This window comes from Nocardia sp. NPDC051990 (assembly GCF_040680755.1).
Lineage (GTDB): Bacteria > Actinomycetota > Actinomycetes > Mycobacteriales > Mycobacteriaceae > Nocardia.
On the sequence record NZ_JBFAXH010000005.1, the window covers coordinates 344794 to 370340 of the forward strand.

General features: G+C 66.6%; 9 protein-coding genes. 4 read left to right on the forward strand and 5 right to left on the reverse strand.

What is annotated here, in order from left to right; translation table 11 throughout:
• Window positions 1-654 precede the first annotated feature (654 nt).
• Window positions 655-1845, forward strand: a complete 1191-nt coding sequence (locus AB0L63_RS13370) for a cytochrome P450 (protein ID WP_364499225.1) — start codon at window positions 655-657, stop codon at window positions 1843-1845.
• Between the two features lie 70 nt (window positions 1846-1915).
• On the opposite strand, the gene AB0L63_RS13375 is transcribed toward AB0L63_RS13370, so the two are convergent.
• The 5 genes from AB0L63_RS13375 to AB0L63_RS13395 all read right to left on the reverse strand — a co-directional run bounded on the left by AB0L63_RS13375 (window position 1916) and on the right by AB0L63_RS13395 (window position 9674).
• On the reverse strand, window positions 1916-3211 hold the full coding sequence (locus tag AB0L63_RS13375) for a cytochrome P450 (protein WP_364499084.1): 1296 nt from the start codon (window positions 3209-3211) through the stop codon (window positions 1916-1918).
• Window positions 3212-3415: 204 nt separating this feature from the next.
• Entirely contained in the window at window positions 3416-4651 is a 1236-nt protein-coding gene (locus AB0L63_RS13380; protein WP_364499087.1) for a cation:proton antiporter, read from the reverse strand.
• A 30-nt stretch (window positions 4652-4681) separates the two neighbouring features.
• Window positions 4682-6412: a 3-deoxy-7-phosphoheptulonate synthase gene (locus AB0L63_RS13385; RefSeq protein WP_364499090.1), complete on the reverse strand. Its 1731-nt coding sequence runs from the start codon at window positions 6410-6412 to the stop codon at window positions 4682-4684.
• A gap of 39 nt (window positions 6413-6451) precedes the next feature.
• Window positions 6452-7939 carry an NAD(P)/FAD-dependent oxidoreductase gene (locus AB0L63_RS13390; RefSeq protein ID WP_364499093.1) on the reverse strand — a complete coding sequence of 496 codons (1488 nt, stop codon included), beginning with the start codon at window positions 7937-7939 and terminating at the stop codon, window positions 6452-6454.
• A gap of 631 nt (window positions 7940-8570) precedes the next feature.
• Entirely contained in the window at window positions 8571-9674 is a 1104-nt protein-coding gene (locus AB0L63_RS13395) for a hypothetical protein (RefSeq protein WP_364499096.1), read from the reverse strand.
• A 263-nt stretch (window positions 9675-9937) separates the two neighbouring features.
• Here AB0L63_RS13395 and AB0L63_RS13400 point away from each other — a divergent pair, with 263 nt between their 5' ends.
• The 3 genes from AB0L63_RS13400 to AB0L63_RS13410 all read left to right on the forward strand — a co-directional run bounded on the left by AB0L63_RS13400 (window position 9938) and on the right by AB0L63_RS13410 (window position 25545).
• Window positions 9938-10111 carry a hypothetical protein gene (locus AB0L63_RS13400; protein WP_364499099.1) on the forward strand — a complete coding sequence of 58 codons (174 nt, stop codon included), beginning with the start codon at window positions 9938-9940 and terminating at the stop codon, window positions 10109-10111.
• Window positions 10112-10230: 119 nt separating this feature from the next.
• Window positions 10231-10935, forward strand: coding sequence for a PIG-L deacetylase family protein (locus AB0L63_RS13405; protein WP_364499103.1), 705 nt, complete (start codon window positions 10231-10233; stop codon window positions 10933-10935).
• Between the two features lie 477 nt (window positions 10936-11412).
• A complete protein-coding gene (locus AB0L63_RS13410; protein ID WP_364499106.1) occupies window positions 11413-25545 on the forward strand; it encodes an amino acid adenylation domain-containing protein in 14133 nt (4710 codons plus the stop codon).
• Window positions 25546-25547 lie beyond the last annotated feature (2 nt).

Here is a 25547-nt window from a genome sequence, read left to right on the forward strand (position 1 = left end):
TGTCTTCTCGCCGTGCGGTCGTGCCGTTTTCCGCGGCTCGGGCAAGACCGGTTTGTCGGGTCGGCGTTCGGGAGCTGCCGGGTCTTCCTTGGGTTCGGTGGGCTTGCCGCTATGGGGTTCACGGGATCCTGGATCGGTGGTGACGGGTCGTGGTCCGGTGGTGCTCGCAGGTGTGGTGAAGGTACTCGAGTTCGAGGTTTCGGGTTTGGTTGTGCTGAGTCGCAACAGGCGAGCCGGATGACGCGGACAGGGGATTCCTGAGCTGGGGAATCGGGCGAATGCTTGCTCGAATGGTCCGTCGGGTCTGCGCGTCCGATGAGTGGCTATCATGACGGCGGGCACGCAAGAACTGGTCTGGGGCAACGGATTTGGATCGTGAGCGGACCGGTAGGAAGCTTATGACCCGCACCACATGCGCTGCCCGCGTGGGGCAGATCGGCGCGACTGGAGTCGTGCGAGCAGTTTGTTGGTAATCCGTCGTCATCAACCTGCCGAAGCTTGCTGCCGTGACGTAACCGCTGGGTCTCGATTGTCAAGGTTCTTTGGTTTTCGGAAGTTCGGAGTTCATCTGTGGCAACGCACACACATCACCCGCCCGAATCACGGTCCTCGGTTGGCGGCTCACCGGGCTTCGGGGCCGGGCCGCGCATCGCGATGTACACCCCGGAATTCGCCGCCGACCCGCACCAAGTCTACGGGCGGATGCGCAAGCAGTTCGGTTCGCTGGTGCCGGTGGATCTCGCCCCGGGGGTACCGGCCACATTGGTAATCGGCTATTACACCGCGGTCCGCATTCTGACCGATCCGGACCACTTCCCGGCGGATCCCCGGACCTGGGAGCAAGACATCCCGGCCGACTGCCCGGTGTTCGGCATGATGAAGCGTCGGGAGAATGCCCTGCGCACCGATGGGCAGGAACATAAGCGCTACCGCGAGCCGACGAGCGCGGCAATCAATAACGTCGATTTGCTCGGCATGCACGAGGTGATCGAGCAGATCGCGATCCCGCTGATCAACAAGTTTTGTGCAGACGGACACGCTGATGTGTTGCAACGCTACGTCTTTCCCCTGGTGTTCACCGCGGTGAACACCATGCTGGGCGTCGACTCCGATATCGGCGCGCGGGTCGCGGCGGCGATGGCCGCCATGTTCGATGCCGGGGCCGAGGTCGGTGCGGGCGACCACATGCTGCACGAGGCACTGCGGTTGCACATCGATCGCAAGCGGGAGGAGCCCGGTGACGACATCACGACTCGATTGATGCGTCATCCGAGCGGTCTGACCGATGAGGAGGTGATCCAGCAGTTGGTGACGTATTACGCGGTCGGTGTCGAGCCGCTGGTCCACCTCATCGGCAACGCCTTGCGGCTGATGTTGACCGACGACCGGTTCGCCGCTGGCATGCACAGCGGTAGCCTGTCGATCCGCGACGCGCTCGATGAGGTGCTGTTCACCGACCCGCCGTTGGCGAACTATTGCATTTCCTACCCGCGCCAACCGGTCCTGCTCAGTGGCGTGTGGTTGCCCGCCCACCAGCCGGTCGTCATCAGCATGGCGGCGTGCAACAGCGATCCCACTGTCAATGCCGTTGACGGCGTCGAGCGCGATGGCAATCGTTCACACCTGGCCTTCGGTGCCGGACCGCACATGTGCCCGGCCCAAGACGCCGCCTATCTGATCGCCCAAGACGCGATCGACCAACTGCTCGATGCCTTGCCCGAGATCGAGTTGGCCGGTTCGGCCGCCGAACTCGGCTGGCGCACCGGTCCGTTCCACCGCGCGTTGACCGCGCTGCCGGTTGTCTTCCCGAAGTCCGCTCCGTTCCCGGAGTTTCCGCCGCCCTGAGATGTGCGTCCTGCCGCGCCGAGGGCCGAGATCGACGATCTCGGCCCTCGCCGTGATGCGCGGCCGACATCTACATGATGTTCATCGGCGCGGCCGGTGTGAAGACGACCGGGAAGGCCGTCATCGCACGGTGGAAAGGCCCCGGCCGCCAGAGCAGCTGATCCTCGGGTATCCCGAGCTGGATATCGGGAAGTGCGTCGAGGAGCTCATCGATGGCGTACTGAACAGTGAGGTACGCAACGCCTTTGGCAGGGCAGACGTGTGGCCCGGCGCTCCACGCCAGGTGTGAGCGATTGCCCAGACGTGTTCCGTCGGCGTCCTCGGTGCCGCGGATCTGTGGGTCGTTATTGCAGCCGGTGAGGCTGATGACGACCGGTTGGTCCGCGGGCAACCAGATATCGTCGACCATGATCGGCTGGCGCGGATAGGTTGTACAGAAGTTCGCCATGGGCGGGTCGTTGAACAGAACCTCGTCGATCGCGGTGATCGTCGACAGGTTTCGTCCGAGCACATCCGCGCACTTGAACCGGTCGTCGGTGATCATCATCAGCAGTGCATTCGTGATCAGGTTGCGCTGTGCTTCGAATCCGGCGCCATAGAAGCTCATCAGCTGGGCGAAGATTTCTATGTCGTCGAGGGCGGCCGGGTGGTGTGCCAGCCGTGAGGTGACGTCATCGCCGGGATGGTCGCGTTTGAGCTGGATCAGCTCGAGCAGTGCCTCTTTGAGCATCGCCATGCCCTGGGCGCCGCGGACCGTGTCGAAGCGCGCGGCCATGCCGTTCGCGACGCGCTGCCCGATTTCGGGCGGGCAGCCCACGATGTGGTTGAGGACGCCGAGGACGAGCGGAAATGCGTACTGGGTAACCAGATTCGCCGTGCCGGCTCTGCAGAAGGTGTTGATCAGTGGGATGGCGATCTGCTCGATGATCGACGGCAGTCCGTGCACATCGATGCCGTCGATACTCGCGACGGAGGCATCCCGATAGCGGGTGTGGACAGGTCCATCGTTGTACCGTGCGGCCGGAAACCAGGCCATCATCGGTCGCACCGGGCAGTTCTCCGGGATGGTCTTCTGCCAGGTGCGCGGGTCGACGGGAAAGTGTTTGGGGTCGTTGAGGATTCGCACCGCGGTCGCGTAGCCGATCACGAGGGTGGCGGGCACTCCGGGGGCGAGCTCGATCGGAACCAGCGTGCCGTACTTGCGGCGCATCTCGTCATAGGCGCGGTGCGGGTCGGCGACGAACTCCGGTGTATACAGCGGAATCCGGTCGGGGGCAGCGCTCGACGATCCGTGCTGAACGGGGCACACTCCGGTCGTGGTGGTGTGTGGGGCGGTTGTTGGGGAATGTGGTGTGGTCAAAGACATACTCCAAACGGTGGAACAGAATTCGACAAAGACTGAATCAATCGGCGCGGACAGGTTCATCGAGCATGGTCAGAGGTGCGTCGTCGAGCGTTCGAAACGACACATTCTTCCTAGGACCCACCTGGCGAATCGCCTAAGCAAGCAACTTAGCAACGGGCCGACGGTTATGCCGGGGAAACCCGGTTGGTTCGAGCGTGTCGACAACTATTCAACCGGACCGCTGATGGGCAAGCGGGTGTCCGGGGCCGCCGGATCGACCCGTGGCGTTGCGTCGACACCGATCAGTCGCAACATCGGTGCCGTCATCGCCGTTGTCACCAAGGCCATCACCACGAGCACCGAATATAGTTGTGGCCCAATGAGTTCCGTGCTGAGCCCGACGTTGAGTATGACGAGTTCGGTCAAGCCGCGGGTGTTCAGCAATGCCGCCAATGCCACCGCCGATCGCGATGGCAGACCGGTCAGGCGCCCGGCCACATAGACGCTCGCGAGCTTCCCAGCGATGGCGACCACCATGATCACCAGCAACTCGCCGATGGCGGCCCGGTCGATCGCCCCGAGATCGACTGCGAGTCCCGCCACGACGAAGAATCCGGGCAGCAGTACCAAGCTCAGAATCCGGGCGCCGGATTCGACCGCCTCGCGTCGTGCGCGCGGGAACACAACACCGAAGGCGAACGCACCGAATATCAAATGCAGTCCGATCCATTCGGTTATCGCGCCGAGCAGCAGCGCGCCGCCGACGCCGACCACGATCATCGTCTGCTCGGTGCCCGCTGCGGCCATCTGCGCCAATGCCGGACGCACGATCCACCACGTCACCGCCACCACGGGCACCAGCAGCGCCAGTCGCCACTGGCTGCCCGTTCCTGGGTGCGCGACGGCCAGCACGACGGCGAGTGCCGTCCAGGCAAAGATGTCGACCAGCGCCGCACAGGCGAGGCTGAGCTGACCGATTCCGGTGCGGGTCAGCCCGCGATCGTGCAGGATCCGGGCCAATACCGGAAAGGCGGTTACCGCAAGCGCGCAGCCGATGAACAGCGTGAAGCTCGGTAGGTCACCGGTACGGTGGCGCGTGAGCGCGGTCGCGGCTATGCCGCAGCCCAGGACGAACGGCACGGCGTAGGCGGCGACCGATACCGCCGGTATCGACCGTCGGCTGCCCGCGAACACGCTGCGGTCGAGTTCGAGCCCGGCGACGAACATGAACACGGCGACGCCCACATTGGCGAGCAAGCTCAGGTACGAGCGGATCTCATGCGGAAACAGCATGGCCGACAGGTGCGGCCCCAGTACGGTCGGGCCCGCGAGTATCCCGGCGGTGATCTCCCCGATGACCGCGGGCTGGCCGAGGCGCTCGGCCAGCCACCCCAGGATCCGAGCCGCTGCCATGATGAGGGCGAGATCCATGAGGAAAACGACGATTTGGCTACTGTGCACTTACTTCTCCCTCGCGATCGACGAGCGCGATCAGCTGGCCCACATCGCGCTCAGTGTCGTGACGACACAGTGCAGTGCCCGTCGGGTATCGAGCCTGGTGTCGAGGCGGCTGCGGGGTTCGCAGTCGAGGTGCAGGCCGGCCGGCGCGGTGCCGGTGGTTCGGCAGGCACTGACGAAGCCGCGGATCGCGGCGGCGGGATCATCGGCATGCATCGGATCACACACCCAGCACACCGGGGTACCGCATCGGGCTGCCGCCTCGAACAACGCGGGAAGTGCGGCGGCGGTACGGGTCCCGGATAGCGCCGGGACCAGTGTGAGCCGACCGGGTCGACGTTGGGGATTCAAGTATCGGCACAGGAACTCGACATAGTCCGGCGTTGCGGTAGGGCCGAGGGTTACCGCCAGCGGGTTGCGGACCGTGGCAGCGAAAGACAGGTGCCGGGACGTGAATTCGTGGTTTCGGCCGCCGATCCACAGCAGCTGGGTCGAACGGTCCCACTCCTGCCGTGTCGTCGTCCGGCGTCGAGTCGGATCCGGCTCGCAGGACCTGACGGCGCACGAGATGTAAAGGGGTGCAATGGAACTGTACAGTTCACGGGAGGCTGTCGGTGCGCTTGCCGCGATGGGGAGCATCGCGGCGACCTCGACCAGCAGCTCGCGTGCCACCGACGCCGGGTAGTCGTCCGCGGCGTCGCGCAGCATGTCCGCGCAGAGTGCGATGGCCGGGTTCGAGACGCGCCAGTTTTCGAGCTGTGCCGCGACTCCGCGGTTTTCCTGCGGCCGCCGATCTCCAACCGAAGTGTCGCAATCAGCTGGGGCCCTGCATGTTTCTCCGTCATAACCCAATTGGCCGATGGTCACGATCGGCATGTCGAATCCGTGGTTCAGGACGGCGGCGGCACAGATTGCCAGCGCACGGCGATCCGGCAGGGTCCCGACTTCGAAGGCAGGGGAGCTGCGGGCGCCGAAATGCACCACGAATGTCTGCCCGCGCGCTGCGGCGGCCAGATCGGCGGTGAGCGCTTCGCATTCGGGCGGCTGGACCAGCCCCGGCAGCGTTCGCGCACACTGTCCGCCGGTGCGCGGCGATTCGGTATCGCGGGTGCCCCGGCGCGCAGTCGCGCGGCGCGCGGGTTGCGATCGGGGGTAATCCGGCTCATCGGCCCAGCTCAGCTCCTCATCCGAGATGGGGGCATGCTCCGGTGGAACGACACTCGGATTGAAGATCTCGCGGATATAGCACAGCGGCCGATGATCTCCGAGCATGATGACGTATGCCTTGGCCGCGCAGAGGCGACCATCGAGCCATCGTGTGACGCCCGCCCGAAGCACATGTCGCCGCTGGGATACACCCCGCGAAATCAAGCCGCGTCCGATCGGCGCGTGCACATCGTCGGCGCCAGTCGCCGCGGCCGGGCCGCTCACGGCGACGACATAGTTGACCGATGCGGTCACCATGTCGGCATTGATCAGACATGAGCGACGAACGATGACGCGGTCGGGACCGGCCAACCGCAATGCGTCGGCGACGGTGGCGGGGAGTTGTTCGGCCGCGAGTTCGTCCTGGCGCAGCACCCGCACCTGGAGATCGGTGCCGAGTATGGCCTCGAGTCTCGGCTGGGTGAAGCCGTGGCTGGCCAGCAGCATCCGGGTAACCGGATGGCCGAATCGCGCGATCTGCTGGGTGGCGGTCCGGGAGCCCGAACCACCGAGCGGGGAATCGCCCGGCGGTTCGGGGTCGGAGCGCGTGATAGTCATATCGACCGGTTCCGCGCTGTGGATTTCACGAACGCTGGACTAGCGCGCGGTGACGTCGGCCGCCCTCGGGGGTAGCACTGGACGCGCTATGGCCTCGATTTCGGCGGCATCACGGGGCCGCGTGGTCAGGCCGAGTACCGGCTCGGTGGTGATCCGCACATTGTCCAGCACCGTATCCGCCAGCGGATCACGCCAGTGGTCCCAAACGACCGACATATCCAGATGACCCATGTACTCGAGGTTGGCCGAGTCCGCGTGCAGTTTCTCGGTCTCGGTGAGCTCGGTGGCGATGGTGTCGGTCGGGGTCCGCCCTTGCTCTCCCGAGGATTCGTCCACGTCGGTGAGCCCCGCCATGATCCTGGTGAACGACACCTCTGGGGTGTCGCCGTCGTGCGCCTCGGTGAGTTTGTCCGCGTGCGAGAAGTATTCGTCGGAACCGATGTACTGTTCGTACATACGCGAGACCAACACGAGGAACCGTGAGTAGGCCCGCCGGGCAGTTTGCTCGTAGAAGGCCAGTGCGTCGGTCTCGCTCATTTCGCCACGCAGGGTGGTCGCGATCGCGGCCGCGGCGACGAGCCCGCCGTACGTCGCCAGATGCACGCCGGTGGACAGCAGCGGATCGAGGAACGCCGCCGAGTCACCGACGAGGGCATAGCCCGGCCCGCAGAACCGATCCGACACATAGGAGTAGTCCTGCTCGGCCTTGACCTCGGCGACCTGCTCCGCGCCCGCGAGCAATTCGCTCATCGCCTTGCTGTCGCGAATCATATTGAGGTAGTAGGCGTCTCGCCCCTGCTCGCGTATCCGCTCGCCCGCCTTGCGCGCCGAAACCACGTAGCCGACGCTGAATCGGCCGTTGGACAGGGGGATATGCCAGAACCAGCCACCCTCGGGGGTGGACACGACATTGATCGCGCCTTCTGGGCTGTCCGGGTGTAGGTGTGCGCCTTGCCAATACGACCAGACCGCGACATTGCGGAAGGCCGGGTGCTGCCGACGCATATTGAAGCGCCGCTTGGCCAACAGGCCGTGTCGTCCCGAGGCGTCGACGAGAAAATCGAATTCGGTGGTCCGAGTAGCGGTGTCGCCGGGGCAGGTCCATTCGACGGCTACCGGCCGGTCACCGTCGAAGATTACGTTCTCGACATTGGCGTTCTCGATCACCTGCGCGCCCTGGTCGGCGGCGTTGCGCAGCAGAATGTCATCGAACGCGTCTCGCTCGACCTGGTAGGACCAGGCTTCCGCATCCACCAGCTGGGACCAGTCCAATATCCAGTTATCGTTCTGCCACTGGAAATAGCCGCCCCGCTTGATCTGGAAGCCGTGCGCCGCGACCTTGTCGAAGGCGCCGGAAAGACGCAGCGTCGACAGGCACGATGCGAGCATCGACTCACCGATGTGGTACCGCGGGAACGTATCTCGTTCCAGAAGCGTCACGCGTATCCCTGATCTGGCAAGCAGGGCCGCGGTTGTCGACCCCGCTGGGCCGCCACCGACAACGAGGACATGCGGATCGTTCGCCATAGCACACTCCTTGGAACAGCGGATGCCAATGCGGACTGTGCGCCCACATCAGCAACCGAACAAGCTCCGGTTCCACGGTGGTGGATCAACCCGGACCGAGCGTCGCCATTAGTTAGCCATCCGTGGCGACGCCCTCATCGAAGTGTAGCCGCAACTATCGAATCATCAACCGCCAGATGCGATTTGGTGGCATTAGCCAATGCGCAGTAACCGGTGTCCGAAGGGTAGCTGATACCCCGAATCGGACCTGCTCGCTGAACGGCCCCTACACAGGACGCCGGGACAGGGGGTCGAATGCGGCGGTGCGGTGTCTACGAATGCATTTCAGCGCAGGGCTTTTCGTCGAGATCCGGCGCCGCGATCAGTGGGAATCGCCTGGGGCGTGACAGGCAAGGCTGTCGATGTCGTTTGGCATCACCTCGCTTTTCCGGCAAATTCAGGGTAAAGCCCAAATCAGGTCCGTGTGACGCGTTCGCAAAGTTGACTTCTGCGGTTGGCGAGCTCCACGCGGCGATCAGCGCGCGGATTCCACTGCGGTGGAGTCGATTTGCCCAGCCAGGAAACAGCAACGCGGGTGCGAACTCTTCGAGTGCGCACCCGCGTTATCTGATCGCTATAACTGATCGGGCGTCTACTCTTCGGCCCGGGCGACCGCGACCGTGGCCTCGGCGGCGTGTCGGGCGACCTCGGGGGTGCAGCGTCCGAGCCCGCATGCGGTCGCGATGCCGAAGGCATTGCGACCCAACGCCTCCTCGAACAGCGCACGCGCTCGGCTGCTGTTCTCGACAGAATCGGTGGAAACCACACCCGCGATCACCGGCCAGTCGGTGGCGAGTGATCGCAGGGGAGCGTAGAAGCGCGGTTCCAGTGGTGCGGGCTCGGAGCCGTACGCACACGGAATATGCACCGGGGGCAGTGGCGCCCCTTGTCGATCCAGCAGTCGCGCAGTGCGATTGAGCAGCGTCACCGCCGGCGCCAGACCGCGTGGGGCCAGTAGGCTCTCGTGCTGATAGTCGCCGTAGCACAGGTGCACGATGGTTTCCGCGCCGATCTCGTGCAACTGCCCGAGGACTCCGGCGAGCTGTCGCGCCACCAGCGGGGCCAACGCCCACCGCGAACCAAGTTGTGCCGCCTTGACCATGCTCAACAGAGCGAAGGGGGACTCCAACTGCCAGACGATGCGGTCGCCGTACCGATCGATTACTTCCGATACCTCCTGCAACACCGCTTGGGTGAACACCGGCAGCTGCCGCAGCGCGGCGACCGCAAGATCGAAGTGCCGCAGCGCCTTTCCGACCGGCAGCCCGCCGGACACGGCTCCGCCCGCGAAGACGAACATTGCCAGATCCAGCGGATTCGGCAGGCTTATCTGCACTTTCGTCTCGGCCAACTGCGGCCGTTCGCGCTGCAAGGACTCGAATGCGCCCACCACGGCACCGATGCGCTCAGCGCGGTCCATCGATACGTGCCGCACTTCGAGCTTGCGGCCGGACCGCAGGCCATAGCTGGGGAAGTCGCTGTAATCGGCGTACCCGCCCGCCCGGACGACCTCGAAGACATCCGAATGCTGCTTACGAGCCCGCAGATAGTCCATGATCCAGTCGGGGTCCAGATCGCAGGGGAGCGCGGTGACCGGCCACCCCGCTGTGCGGTCGCTGAACCATTGCAGGACAGCGCCATCGCCCATCATCAGACCCGCTGGAAGACTGCCGACGTAATGTGCGTACCTAGTCATGGGTGGCCCCTTAAGGTTCGGAAAACAAACAATCGGACAGCCATCAGTGTGGCAGGCGTGTGATCGATCACTCGATGTTTTCCGGTGTCGCACTGTCGAATTCGGGAATGCGGCTGCGGTGCCGGGACTGACCAGACGTCAGGGTGAACCCTGATTTTCCCCGGATATCGCTGCTGAGCTGGTGATTTATCGTCATCCGGCTGCCAGCATGGAGGAGTCGGATCGTCGGGTGGCGGTTCGCCCGAGAACTTCTGGAGGCTGGCATGTTGTGGAAAATCATCGGTGTCGTAGCGGTCGTCTGGATCGCGCTCGCCATCATCGGTGCGTTGATCAAGGGGCTGTTCCCGATTCTGGTGATCAGCGCTGTTGTCTTCGGGCTGTACCTGCTGTACAAAGCGGTCGCGGGCTCGGGCAACTCCACCGAGAGCAGGCTGTAGCGTACACCGCGGGGCCGCCGGACTTCGGGCGCCGCGGTTTCGAGAGGTGGGCCGTGTGCCATCCGAGACGGGCAGCGCACGGCGCACCCGCGTTCGGGCCATCTGCTTGAATGACTCGGGTGGAGCAGGTTCCCGAGGATTGGCAGCGCGGGCTTGTCATCGTGGCGCATCCGGACGATATCGAATACGGTGCGGCCGCCGCGGTGGCGCGCTGGACGGGGCAGGGCAAGGACATTCGCTACGTCCTGGTGACCTCCGGCGAGGCCGGGATCGCGGGCCTGCCGCCCGCCGAGGCGGGGCCGCTGCGCGAGGCCGAGGAGATCGCCGCCGCCACGGTGGTCGGGGTGCGCGAGGTGGAATTCCTCGGCTACCCGGACGGCCGCGTCGAAGAAACCCTGACGCTGCGTTGTGACCTGGCCGCCGCGATTCGCCGGCACCGTCCGGAATTCGTGGTGCTGTGCAATTTCGGCGACACCTGGGCTCCCGGCTACGCCAACAGCGCGGACCATCGCGCGGTCGGCCGCGCCGCCCTCGACGCGATTTCCGATGCGGGCAACGAGTGGATATTTCCGGAGCTCACCGAGACTCCGTGGTCGCCCCGGCTGGCCGCGGTGGTCGGCCCGAGAGCCACCCACGCCGTGGACGTCACCGCCACCATCGAGCAGGCCGCCGCCTCGCTGGCCGAGCATCGCCGCTACCTCGAGGTGCTCAACCCCGAGCCGGTTGCGGACCAGGTGCGCGCGGTCATCGACATGGCGACCGCCCCGAAGCCCGGATTCCCCGCCGCGCGTGCCGTCGGCTTCGAGCTGTATTACTTCGGCTGATCGCTGTTACACGAATGTCGCGGAAATCATGTTCCGCGATGGTGACCGGCCCGGGTTGGGTGTCGAACCAACCATCGAATTGCGTAGCTGGTGATCAGCTGGTTATCTGCACTGATGGTGCGAATGCAGTCGTCAGCGGGTGCTGATGAAACGCGGAGATGCCGTTCGGAGCGCGGAGATTCGACAGGCGCGTGCCATTGCTCTGATAGCGAGCGCATACCAATTCGAGGGTTGTGGCCGAGGGTGGGGATGTCGTGGCCGACCTTCACTTAGGCTGTCACAGGCCACGTAGTGAAGTCTGTCGCGCTTCTTCGAGCGGATGCCGTCACTTTCCCGCTCTTGGGGGAGGGGACAGGTTCGCTCCTGTAAGCTCGAACGCTTGGCTTGCGACCACAGCCGTCCGTAGTGAAGTATGCGCGTCCCATTATGAGGGAGCGGTCTTTACACGCGCAATAGGTGAGAGGTGTAGTACCGGAAATGGCAAGGGATCGTCGTTCCGCACGTGGCAGTCGTCGCCGAGTCGGTCTGCTCTTCGGAAATTTGCTCGCGGCCGCTGTGGAGTACGCCGCCGACGCCGTCGCCATCCGGTTCAACCCGTCGGGCGATCCATCCGATGACCGTCAGCTGACCTATCGCGAACTCGACGAGATGTCGTCGCGGTTGGCGCGCGAACTCATCGCGCACGGGGTGGGCGCGGGCGATGTGGTGGCGATAGGTATCGCGCGCAGCATCGAATCCGTGCTGGCGGTATGGGCGATCGCGAAGACCGGTGCCGCGTATGTGCCCGTCGATCCCGGATACCCGTCCGACCGGATCGCGCACATCCTCGCCGATTCCGGTGCCGTCCTCGGGTTGACCACCACGGCGCACCGATCGGTGCTCGGCACGACCGTGGACTGGATCGAACTCGACGACTCGGCGCACGCCGGGCGCATCGCCGAACGCCCTGCCCATCCGATCTCCTACGCCGACCGGGTCCGCCGGCTGGACGAGCGGCACCCCGCCTACGTCATCTACACCTCGGGATCGACCGGACGGCCCAAGGGGGTCGTGGTCACCCACGGCGGTCTGGCCGGATTGGTTGCCGCGCAGCGCGAGCAGTACGCGGTGACGGCGGAGTCGCGGGTCCTGCATGTGTGCTCGCCCAACTTCGATGTTTCGGTGCTCGAGCTCCTGCTGGCCTTTTCGTCCGGCGCCACCTTGGTGATCGCGCCGCCTACGGTGTTCGGCGGGACCGAGCTCGCGGATCTGCTGCGGCGCGAGCACGTCACCCACATGCTCATCACCCCGGCCGCCCTGGAATCGGTGGATCCGGACGGTCTGGATGAACTGCGGGTCATCGTGGTGGCCGGTGACAAGTTCGGTCCGGAGTTGGTCGGCCGCTGGGCGGACGAGCGTGCGTTCCACAACGGTTACGGACCCACCGAGGCGACGATTCTCGCCACCGGTACCCCGCCGCTGTTGCCGGGCGAGCCGATCACGATCGGCACGGCCATCGCGGGTATCGGTGCGTTCGTTCTGGATTCGCGATTGCGGCCGGTGCCTGCCGGGGTGACCGGCGAACTGTACCTGTCGGGCCCCGCGCTGGCACAGGGCTATCTCGGGCGGCCGGGCCTGACCGCGGATCGGTTCGTGGCCAGCCCGTTCGGCGCCGATATCGGCAGTCCGGGCGCGCGGCTGTACCGAACCGGGGATCTGGTGCGGCGCACCGAATCCGGCGGCACGGACGGCGGCGTCATCGAGTATCTGGGTCGTTCGGACTTCCAGGTGAAGATCCGCGGTTTCCGCATCGAACTCGGCGAGATCGACAACGCGCTCACCGGCCACCCGGATATCGACTTCGCGGCGACCCTCGGCAAGACGCTGCCGTCGGGCGCGACCGCGCTGGTGGCCTATCTGCTGCCAAGGGCAGGGGCCGAGGTGGATACCGAGGCACTCGCCGAATTCCTCGGCGAGTCGTTGCCCGCGTACATGATTCCGGCCGCTTTCGTTGTGCTGGACGAGATCCCGCTGACCCCGGTCGGCAAGCTCGACCGCGCGGCGCTGCCCGAGCCGGCCTTCGCTCCGCGCGCGTTCCGCGCGGCGGAGACGCCGGTCGAGGAGACCATCGCCGAGGTATTCGCCGAGTTGCTCGCGGTCGAGCGCGTCGGTCGCGACGACTCGTTCTTCGCCTTGGGTGGCGATTCGATCCTGTCGATCCAACTGGTCTCGCGGGCCAAAGCGCGCGGTGTCGTTTTCAGCGCCGCGGAGGTGTTCGAACATCGCACGGTCGCGGCGTTGGCCGAGATCGCCGCCTCGGCCGATGCGGTGCAGCAGCAGCTGGCGGAACTGCCCGGTGGTGGGGTCGGTGAGCTGCCGTTGCTGCCGATCATGGCGGCGATGCTGCCGAATGACTCGTCGTATCAGCGGTTCTCGCAGTCGATGGCGCTGCGGCTGCCCGACGGCATCGATCGGGAGACGCTGGTCGCGACCATCGGCGCGGTCTTCGACCACCACGACATGCTGCGCGCTCGATTGCGCGAAGCCACATCGGATACGGCCCGGTTCTTCGAGGCGTTGGAGCCCGGCGCGGTGGATGTCGACGCGCTGGTGCACCGGATCGAACTGCCCGCCGATGTCGACGATGCGGAGTTGTCGCGGCGGGCGAGCGTCGAGTACGACGCGGCGCTGAGCCGACTCGATCCGGCGAATGCGGTGATGGTGCAGTGCATCTGGTTCGCTTTCCCGCAGGGCGGTCGCCGTCGTGATGTATTGCTCTTCGTCGCGCACCACATCGTGGTCGACGGGGTGTCCTGGCGGATTCTGATTCCGGATCTGGCCATGGCCTGGTCGCAACTCGCGGCGGGGCAGCCGGTGGCGTTGCCCGCCAACGGGACCTCGATGCGGCGCTGGGCACACGCCATGCGCGACGCGGCGCAGGAGCCGGCCCGGCTCGCGGAACTGCCTTTCTGGCAGCAGGTTTCGGGGACCGAAGACCCGTTGTTCGGTATGCGGGCGTTCGATCCGGCGGTGGATACCTTCGCCACCGTCGATCGCGTCGAGGTGACGCTGCCTGTCGAGGTGACCGATGCGCTGCTGACCGCGATCCCGGGCCGGTATCGCGGTGGTGTCAACGACGGCCTGCTCTCGGCGTTGGCGCTGGCGGTGAGCAAGTGGCGTGGCGAAAGCGCGGGCGGCGCCGCGCTGGTCAAGCTGGAAGGCCATGGCCGTGAAGAGGGACTCGTCCCCGGCGCGGATCTGTCCAGGACCGTCGGCTGGTTCACCAGTGCGTTCCCAGTCCGGCTCGATCTCGCGGGCGCCGATATCGCCGAGGCGTTCGCGGGCGGAAAAGCCTTGGGCGACATTGTGAAATCGGTGAAGGAGCAGCTGCTCGCGGTCCCCGACAAGGGGCTCGGCTACGGCCTGCTGCGCTACCTGAACCCGGCGACCGCTGGCGAATTGGGCGGTGCCTGCCAGATCAGCTTCAACTATCTGGGCCGGATGTCGACGGGGGAGATTCCCGCGCAGCTCGCTGCGGTGGGTTGGGTGCCGGTCGCGGATCTGGGGCAGCTGGATGCCGAGCTGGATCCGGATATGCCGGCGAACGGCGTGATCGACATCAATGCGATCGTCACCGACGGTGCGGACGGACCACAGCTGGGTGCGTCGTTCGCCTTCCCGCGCGGATTGTTGTCGCGGGCGCGGGCGCAGGAGTTCGCCGATCTGTGGGTTGCGGCATTGCACGCACTGGCCGAGCACGCCAAGCGCCCGGATGCCGGTGGGATGACGCCGTCGGATCTGCCGCTGGTCACCGCTACCCAGTCGGATATCGAAGTGTGGGAACGGAATTACCCGGCGCTGTCGGACGTGTGGCCGCTGTCGCCGCTGCAATCCGGTCTGCTGTTCCACGCGATGCTCGCCGAGTCGAGCGTGGATGTCTACGCGACCCAGGCGACGGTCGATCTGGGCGGCACCGTGGACGCCGAGCGACTGCGCGCGGCAGCCCAAGCCATCCTGGACCGCTATCCGAACTTGCGCACCGCCTTCGTCGCCGGCGCCGACGGGCACGCCGTGCAGGTGGTCCTGGATCGGGTCGAAGTGCCTTGGCGGACAGTGGATTTGACGCATCTGCCGGAATCGGAGCGGTTGGCGGAGCTGCAGCGCCTTGTCAACGCGGAGCGCGAGACCGGCTTCGATATGTCGGCGCCGCCGCTGATGCGGTTCAGCCTTTATTGCACCGACCAGTGGCATCTGGTCATCACCACCCACCACATCCTGCTCGACGGCTGGTCGATGCCACTGCTGATGCGAGATGTGCTGGTGCTCTACGCGACTCGGGGCGATCGGTCCGCGCTGCCGCGGGTGCCCTCCTACCGCACCTTCCTGAACTGGCTGGCCGGTCGGGATCGGGAGGCGTCGCTACGAGTGTGGGAACAGGCGCTGTCCGGAGTGTCGGAGCCGACGCTGCTCGCCCCGCAATCGCGGACGGTCCAAGGTCCGAGCAGTGGCAAGGTGATCACCGAGATCGACGCCGAGCGCACCCGCCGGATCGCCGAGCTGGCTGCCGAACTCGGCGTCACCGTGAATACCGTGATGCAGGCGGCGTTGGGCATTCTGATCGGCCGGTTCACCGGTCGTGACGACGTGGTGTTCGGCACCACGGTGTCCGGCCGTCCGGCCGAGTTGTCCGGCGTGGAGGCGATGGTCGGTCTGTTCATCAACACGCTGCCGGTGCGCGTACGGGTCGACGGCAGGTCGGCCATCGGCGAGTTCCTGCAGTCGCTGCAGCGCGAGCAGGCCGGTCTGCTCGACCACCACTACCTGGGTCTCACCGATATCCAGCGGATCGCCGGTGCCGGAGCGCAATTCGACACCCTGCTGGTCTTCGAGTCCTACCCGATCGACCGGGAGGCGATCGCCGCCGCCGATTCCGTCGACGGCATGAAGGTGACCGGCGTCGGCATGGAAGACGGCACGCACTACCCGCTGACGCTGGTGGTGATCGCGGCCTCGACCATCGAGCTGACGTGGCGGTATTCCGGTGGTGGATTCACCGCCGATGAGGTGGGAACCCTGGCCGCACGGCTGGACCGGGTGCTCGACGCGCTGGTCGGCGATCCCGCCGCCAGGGTCGGCGATATCGACATCATGCTGAGCGACGCCGAGCGGGATCGCGTCCTACTGGAGTGGAACGATACCGGTCATGCGGTCGAACCCGAGCTGCTGCTGGACGGCTACCAGCGCATGGTGGCGGCGTATCGGGATCGAGTCGCTGTGGCCTACGAGGGCATCGAGCTGGCCCACCCGTCGCCCGACCAGCACCCCTCGACGAGTCGCTCCGCGACGCTGACGTATCGGGAACTCGACGAGCGGGTGAATCGCCTTGCCCGCCTGCTGATCTCGCAGGGTGTCGGCGCGGAATCGCTGGTCGGCCTCGCGATGCGGCGCTCGCTGGATCTGGTCGTCGGCATGTACGCGATCCTTACCGCCGGCGGTGCGTACGTGCCCGTGGACCCGGATCATCCGGCCGATCGCGTCGAGCACGTGCTGACCGCGGCGCGGCCGCTGTGCGTGCTCACCACGACCGCGGACGCCGTGCCGGTACCGGACGGAATTCCGGTGTTGCACATTGATACCGCGGATCTGGACGGATTCGCCGCTACCCCGCTGGCGGCTGGGGAGCTGCCGCAGCCGGTGCGCCCGGAGAGCCTGGCGTACGTGCTGTTCACCTCGGGCTCCACGGGACGGCCCAAGGGCGTCGCGATATCGCACCGGGCGATCGGCAACCATCTGGCCTGGATGCAGTCCCGATATCCGCTGCATGCCGACGATGTGTACCTGCAGAAGGCCGCCTTCACCTTCGACGCGTCGATGTGGGGCTACTTCATTCCGCTGCGGGTCGGCGCCAAGCTGGTGCTGGCCACGCCCGACGGCCATCGCGACGCCGCGTACCTTGCGGAAACCATTGCGGCGCAGCAGGTTACTGTCACCGACTTCGTGCCGTCGATGCTCGCGGTTTTCGCCGCCCATACGCCCGCCGGTGCCATTCCGACGCTGCGGCACATCATCGCCGGCGGCGAGCTGCTGCCCGCGGAGACCGTGGCCGCGGTGCGGGCGGTCTGCGCCGCGTCGGTGCTCAACCTGTACGGGCCGACCGAGGCAGCGGTCGCGGTCACCAGCTGGCTGGCGACCGGCGACGAGCAGGGCGGCCTGCCGATCGGCTCGCCGACCTGGAACAGCCGGCTGTACGTGCTGGATTCGCGCCTGCGGCCGGTGCCCGCCGGGGTCACCGGGGAGCTTTACCTCGCCGGTGATCAGCTCGCCCGCAGCTATCTGGGCCGCGCGGATCTGACCGCGGAACGGTTCGTGGCCAACCCGTTCGGCACGGGCGAGCGGATGTACCGGACCGGCGACCTGGTGGCCTGGAGCGCGCCGAGTGTCCTGAAATACCTGGGCCGCAGCGACTTCCAGGTGAAACTGCGCGGACAGCGGATCGAGCTCGGCGATATCGAGGCAGCGCTGCTGGCGCAGTCGTCGGTGAGCCAGGCGGCCGTCCTGGTGGTGCCAACGGAGCTCGGCGACCAACTGGTGGCCTACGCCGTCCCGGTGCCCGGCGCGCGGCTCGAGGTGGAGCCGCTGCGTGCCGCGCTGGCGAGCACGCTGCCCGCGTACATGGTTCCGGCCACGATCGTTGAGCTGGCCGAGTTCCCGCTCGGCACCAGCGGCAAGCTGGACCGCAAGGCGCTGCCACGCCCGACCCTGGCCGGCCGGGAATTCCGCGCGCCGTCCACCCCGTTCGAGGAGATCGTGGCCGGCGTCTTCGCCGAGGTGCTCGGTGTGGACCGAGTGGGTGCCGACGACGACTTCTTCGTACTTGGCGGCAACTCACTGGTCGCGACCCAGGTCGCGGCCCGGTTGAGTGCGGCGTTGAACGCGCGAGTGCCGGTGCGCACCCTGTTCGACGCACCGGTAGTCGCCGACCTGGCAATGCGCATCGTGCCGGATGCCGTGAACGCGGATCGGCCGCCGTTGACGCGGGCCGTGCGGCCCGAGTTCATCCCGCTGTCGCTGGCGCAGCATCGGATGTGGGTGCTCAATCAGATCGATACCGAATCCCCTTCCTACAACCTGCCCTTCGCCGTCCGGCTCGCGGGCACCCTGGATGTGCCCGCGCTGCGCGCCGCCGTCGCGGATGTGCTGGAGCGGCATGAGGCGCTGCGCACCCGGTTCCCGGTCGACGGCCCGGACGCGCTGCCGTGCCAGGAGATCCTGTCCGTGGCCGAAACGCTGCCGAACGGGCTGGATGTCGAAACGACCGCCGATCCGGACCAGGTCGCCGGACTGTTGTCCGCCGGATTCGATGTCACCGAACATCCGCCCGTGCGCATCCGGTTGTTCTCCGATCCGGCCCGGGATGAACATCTGCTCGTCCTTGTCACGCATCACATTTCGGCGGACGGTGTCTCGCTGGCACCGCTCGCGCGGGATCTGATGACCGCTTATCTCGCGCGCACGGCAGGGATCGCCCCGGGGTGGGCTCCGTTGCCGGTGCAGTACGCGGATTTCGCGCTCTGGCAGCGCGAAGTCATCGGCACCGAGGACGACGAGAACTCCATTGCCGCACAGCAATTGGCGTATTGGCGGCGACAGCTGGCCGGGGTGAGTGAAACCGCGCGGCTGCCGCTGGACCGTCCGCGTCCGGCGCAGGCATCGCTGCGCGGCGGCTCGACCGATATCGCCGTGTCCGCGCAGGTCCACACCGGCTTGGCCGACCTTGCGCGCCAGCACAATTCGTCGCTGTTCATGGTCGTACACGCCGCACTGGCCGTGCTGCTCGCGCGGTTGTCCGGCGGCTCGGATATCGCAATCGGCACGCCGATCGCGGGTCGTGGTTCCGCCGAACTGGACGATCTGGTCGGCATGTTCGTCAATACGCTGACCCTGCGCACCGATGTCGATCGCGGTGCCGCGTTCGAGGCATTCGTCGAACAGGTCCGCGAAACCGACCTGTCCGCCTTCGCCAATGCGGAGATACCGTTCGAGCGGGTGGTCGAGGAGGTGCTGCCCGCGCGGGCAGTCTCGGCCAATCCGCTGTTCCAGGTGATGCTGTCGTTCCAGAACATCGAGCAGCCGACACTGGAGTTGCCCGGTCTGACGGTCTCGGCTGTCGATACCGGTGAGATCGTTGCGAAATTCGACCTGCAGGTGATCGTCGAGCCGCGGCAGCACGCCGATGGCACGCCGGATGAGCTCGTCATCGGCTTCGCCTATGCGACAGATGTTTTCGAGGAAGCCACGATCCAGGGCCTCGCCCGGCGATTCGAGCGGATCCTTGCCGCGGTCGCCGCCGATGCCCGGGTGATCGTCGGTGCCATCGACATTCTCGACGACGCCGAACGGGACCGAGCACTCGCCGCGCCCGTCCGGCCCGCCGCGCCGAGCCCGACCGAACAGGTCACGCTGCTGCCGCAGCTGTTGGCCGATGCGGTGGACAATAATCCGGACGGTGTCGCGGTGGTCTTCGCCGACGCCGCGGCAAAGCTGGCCGAATGGGAGTACGTCGACCTCGACGAGCGCTCGAGCAGGCTGGCCCGACTGCTGATCGACCGTGGCATCGGCCCGGAGGATCTGGTCGCGATCGGCATTCCGCGCTCGCCGGAGTCCGTGCTCGCGGTATGGGCGATTGCCAAGACCGGCGCCGGATTCGTCCCGGTGGATCCCAACTATCCGGCCGAGCGGGTCCGGCACATGATCGCGGATTCGCATGCGGTACTGGGACTTACGGTGACCGAGGTCGGCGCCGACCTGCCCGACGAAGTGCAGTGGCTGACCATCGATGTCGATGATATCGATCGACGGCTCGACGACTACAGCGCCGATCCGGTGACGGATGCGGATCGGGTGCGGCCGTTGCGCGCCGCGCATCCGGCCTATGTCATCTACACATCCGGATCGACCGGTAAGCCCAAGGGCGTGGTCGTCACGCAGGCCGGTTTGTCGAGTTTCTGCGATGAGCAGCGCGAGCGCTACCGGGTGACGAGCAGTTCGCGCACCCTGCATTTCGCCTCACCGTCATTCGACGCGTCGGTGCTGGAACTGCTGTTGGCCATCGGTGGTGCCGCGACCATGGTGGTGGCCGCACCGTCGGTCTACGGCGGTGACGAACTGGCCGCCCTGCTGCGCCGGGAGCGGGTGACGCATGCGTTCATCACGCCCGCGGCGCTGGCTTCGGTCGATCCGGCGGGCCTGGACAAGCTCCGCGTCGTCATCGCCGGTGGCGAGGCGTGCCCGCCGGAGTTGGTGCGGCGCTGGACGATTCCGATCGCCGGGCGGCGTACCCGCGAGTTCTACAACGGGTACGGGCCGACCGAGACCACGATCATGACCAATATCAGCGCGCCGCTGGTGCCGGGGGAGACCGTCACCATCGGCGGGCCGATCCGCGCCATCACCGAGTACGTCCTGGACGAGCGGTTGTCGCCGGTGCCGGACCGCGCCGTCGGCGAGCTCTACATCACCGGTGCGCAGATGGCCCGCGGCTATCACGAGCGCCCCGCGCTGACCGCCGCCCGATTCGTGGCGAATCCGTTCGATCGTGCCGGCGGCAGGCTGTACCGGACCGGCGATCTGGTCCGCCGGACGGTCGACGGTGCGGTGGAATATCTGGGCCGCAACGACTTCCAGGTCAAGGTGCGCGGCTTCCGCATCGAACTCGGCGAAATCGACGCCGTCCTCGCGGGGCACGAAACCGTCGACTTCGCGGTCACCATTGGACACGAAATCGCCAGCGGTGCAACGATTCTCGTCTCCTACGTGCATGCAGCCACCGATGCGGTGGCCGATGCCGACGAGCTGACCGCATTCGCCGCGAACAGCCTGCCCGCGCATATGGTGCCGACCATCGTCATGGTGCTCGACGAGATTCCGCTGACCCCGGTCGGCAAACTCGACCGGGCCGCCCTGCCCGCGCCGGTGCTGCACACCAGGGCCTACCGCGCGCCGTCCGGGCGATGGGAAGAGTTGGTGGCGAGCGTATTCACCGAATTGCTCGCGCCCGCGACACCGGTCGGCGCCGACGACGATTTCTTCGAATTGGGCGGCAACTCGCTGATCGCCACCCGGCTCGTGGCGCGGCTGGGCGCCGCATCCGATACCCGGGTTCCGGTGCGTCTGCTGTTCGAGGCGTCGACGGTATCCGCGCTCGCGGCCAGGCTCGGTGACAACGAGGCCGGGAGCGACCGTCCCGAGCTGATCGCCGGTCCGCGGCCGGAGCGGATTCCGTTGTCGGCGGCGCAGCAGGGCATGTGGTTCCTCAACCGCCTGGATACCGCCTCGGTGGCCTACAACGTGCCGATGGCGGTGCGCTTGAGTGGTGCCATCGATGTGCAGGCGCTGCGGGCGGCGATCGGGGATCTGGTGACCCGCCACGAGATTCTGCGCACGGTCTACCCGCCCATCGATGACGCTCCGGTGCAGGTGATCCTGCCCCCGGCGCAGGCGATTCCGCCGATGCTGGTCCAGACCATCGACCCGGTCGGGTTGGTGGACGCGGTGGCCGCGTTGGCCAAGACCGTCTTCGATCTCACCGTCGAGGTGCCGGTCCGGGTCAGTCTGTTCGACCTCGGCGAGGGCGCGGATGGGCGCGAATATGTTTTGGCGATGGTCGTGCACCACATCGCGGGCGACGGTTCGTCGATCGGCCCGCTGGCCCGCGATCTGATGACCGCGTACGTGGCACGTTGCGCCGGACAGGCGCCGAACTGGGTGCCGCTGCCGGTGCAGTACGCCGACTACAGCATCTGGCAGCGCGAACTGCTCGGTGCCGAGGACGATCCGGAATCCTTGGTGGCCAAGCAGATCGGGTACTGGCAACAGGAACTGGCCGGATTGCCCGAACAACTCGATCTGCCCTCGGACCGGCCGCGGCCACTGCTGCGGTCCTTCGCCGGCGGTCAGGTGCCGGTGCAGATCGACGCCGAAACCCACAGTGCGCTGGCCGAATTGGCGCGGGCCCAGGGTGCGACGGTGTTCATGGTCGTGCACACCGCACTCGCCGTGCTGCTGGCACGGTTGTCCGGGACCAGCGATATCGCCATCGGGACGCCGACCGCTGGGCGTGGCGACGCCACGCTCGACGACCTCGTCGGCATGTTCATCAACACTCTGGTGTTCCGGACCCGGTACGACGGCGGCGTGCGTTTCACCGAACTGCTCGCGCGCCAGCGGGAAACCGATCTGCAGGCGTTCGCGAATTCGGACGTGCCGTTCGAGCGGCTGGTCACTGTGCTGAACCCGGTGCGCTCGCCCGCGCGGCATCCGCTGTACCAGGTGGGGCTGACGTTCCAGAACCTGGATCGCGTCGCACTGGAACTGCCGGGGCTGACCGTCGCGAGCCTGGATATCGGCGTCGAGGTATCGCAGTTCGATCTGCACTGGTATATCGGCGACGTCTACGACGAGGCGGGCACGCCGCTGGGTATCGGCGGTATGGTCACCTACGCCGCCGATATGTTCGACCCCGCCACAGTGCAGGTCTTCGTGGACCGGTTCGCGCGCTTGCTCACCGCCATCGCCGCCGATCCCGATGCGGTGCTGGGCGAGATCGAGTTGACCGATGCGCCCGAACGTGCCGAGCTGCTGTCGGATGCGGCTGCCACCGCGCACCCGGTATCGGCGGATTACCTGCTGACCGGCTATCGCCGTGTCGTGGCGACGACACCGGATGCGGTGGCCGTCGTCCACGACGAGATCGCCTGGACCTATCGGGAATTCGATGAGCGCGTCAACCGGCTCACCAGATATCTGATCGCGCAGGGCGTCGGCCCCGAATCCGTGGTGGCGCTGGGGATACCGCGTTCACCGCAGCTGGTCGTCGCGATGTACGCGGTGCTGACCGCGGGCGGCGCGTATCTGCCGCTGGATCTCGACCATCCGGCCGACCGGATCGGGTACATGGTGGCCACGGCCGAGCCGGTCTGCGTGCTGACGACCAACGGCAATTCGGTACCCGTCACGGGAGTTCCCGTGCTCGATATCGACGCCCTCGAGCTGTCGGAATACTCCGGCGCGCCGGTCGCTTCCGGCGAGCTGCGTGCGCCGCTGCGCGCCGATCATCCGGCGTATGTGCTGTTCACCTCCGGTTCGACCGGTCGGCCGAAGGGCGTCATGGTCGCGCACGGCGCGATCACCAACCAGATCGAATGGATGGTGGCGGAATACGGGTTCGGTCCCGAGGATGTCTACCTGCAGAAGACGGCGACGACCTTCGATGTATCGCTGTGGGGTTACTTCGCCCCGCTGTGGGTCGGCGCGCGGCTGGTGCTCGCCGCACCGCACGGGCAGCGCGATCCGGGCTACATCGCCGAGCTGATCGCCACCCACCAGGTGACCCTCACCGATTTCGTTCCCTCGGTACTGCAGGTCTTCCTGGCCGCCGCCCAGGTGTCGCAATTGGCCTCGCTGCGTGCGGTTTTCGTCATCGGTGAGGCCCTGCCGCCCACCACCGTCGCCGATTTCGTCGCGCTCTCGGATGCCGGACTGCACAACCTGTACGGTCCCACCGAGGCGGCGGTATCGGTGACGTATCGGCCCGCGACCATCGACGACCGGTTGACGGTGCCGATCGGTGTGGCGCTATGGAACACCCGCACCTACGTCCTGGATTCCCGGCTGCACCTGGTGCCCGCCGGTGTGGTCGGCGAATTGTATTTGGCGGGCAGCCAGTTGGCCCGCGGCTATCTCGGCCGTGCCGACCTGACCTCGGATCGGTTCGTCGCCGACCCGTACGGCCCGCCCGGTGCCCGGATGTACCGCACCGGTGACCTCGTGCGCCGCCGCGCCGACGGGGTACTGGAATATCTGGGGCGCACGGACTTCCAGGCGAAGATCCGTGGCCACCGGGTCGAGCTCGGCGAGATCGAGGCCGCGCTCCTGGCGGATCCGTCCGTCGCCCAGGCGGTCGTCGTGGTGGCGAAATCGGAGACCGGCGATCAGTTGGTCGCCTATGTGGTGCCGGTGACCGAGCTAGAGGCCGATACCCTGCGCGAATCGCTGTCACACGTGCTTCCGGGCTATATGGTGCCCTCGGCCATCATGGTGCTCGAAGCCTTCCCAGTGAACAGCAGCGGCAAACTGGATCGGGCCGCGCTGCCGCGGCCGATCCTGCGTGCCCGCGAGTTCGTGGCGCCGGCGACCGATACCGAACACGCCGTCGCCGAGGTGTTCGCCGAAGTGCTCGGCATCGCCAGGGCCGGAGCCGAGGACGATTTCTTCGATCTCGGCGGTACCTCGCTGCTCGCCTTCACCTTGCAGCGCGCCCTGGCCGCCCGGCTCGATATCGACGTGCCGATGGCGGCGCTGTTCACCGCGCCCACCGTGCGCGGCCTGGCCACCCGCCTCGACAATCCGGACGAGCCCGTGGCCGCGGTACCGGGTACCGACGTCGCGACGATCACCACCGATGCGGTGCTCGAACCGGAGATCGATGGTGCCGGTCGCGCACCGGCTCGGGCCGAGGCCCCGCGCGACGTACTGCTCACCGGCGCAACCGGATTCGTCGGCGTACATCTGCTCCGGGAACTGCTGTCCCGCACTGGGGCGACGGTCTGGTGCCTGGTGCGCGGCGACGATAACGAGCGCGCCTACAAGCGGATTCGCGACGCCATGCAGCTGTACCGGATCTGGGATGATGCCTATCAGGGGCGGATCGTCGCTGTCGCAGGTGATCTGGCCGCACCCGGACTCGGACTCGACCAGGCCGACTATGCCCGGCTCGCGGAGCAGATCGACACGATCTACCACAACGGTGCTCGGGTCAATCACATCGAGCCCTACGCACGGTTGCGGGCCGCCAATGTGTCGGGCACGCGTGAGGTGTTGCGGCTGGCGACAACCGGTCGGATCAAGCCGGTGCACTTCGTCTCCACGGTCAACGCCGTGATTCCGAACGCGCCGGCACCGGATTTCATCGGCCGTGAGGATATGCAACTGCGTGTCGACGAGGTGTCCGCGAATGGTTATGTGGCCAGTAAGTGGGTGGCCGAGCAACTGATCCGCCAGGCCGGTGCCCGCGGGGTGCCGGTGAGCATCTACCGTCCCGGAACCGTATCCGGCGATCCGCGAGTCGGGGTGAACAGTGTCGACGACTCGTTCTGGAACATGATCCGGGCGGCCGCCATTCTCGGACTCGCCCCGGAGATCGGCGACGCAACCATGTCGCTGGTGCCGGTGAATTATGTGGTGGGCGCGATCGTCGCACTGGCGGATCAGCCGCCGGTCGGTGCGGCGTATCACCTGGTGAACACCCTGCCGGTGGCGATCGGGGATATCTTCGAAGCGCTGCGCCGGCACGGGATTCCGGTCGAGATCGCATCGATCGAGGAGATCGCGACCAGACTGGCCGAGGAAGCGGCGGCGCGCGATGCGACCGGCGACGATTCGCTGGTGCGCGCCGCCTTGGTCAGTGGCAACTACGGCGGGGCCGCAGCCGCCGTCGACGACACCAACACCCGAATCGAATTGGCGCAGTATGGAATCCATTGTCCGCCGGTCGATGCCGAGGCGTTGGATGCCTATGTGCGATCCTTCATCGATGCGGGTTTCTTCCCCGCCCCGAGTGACGTTCAGCTGTAGAG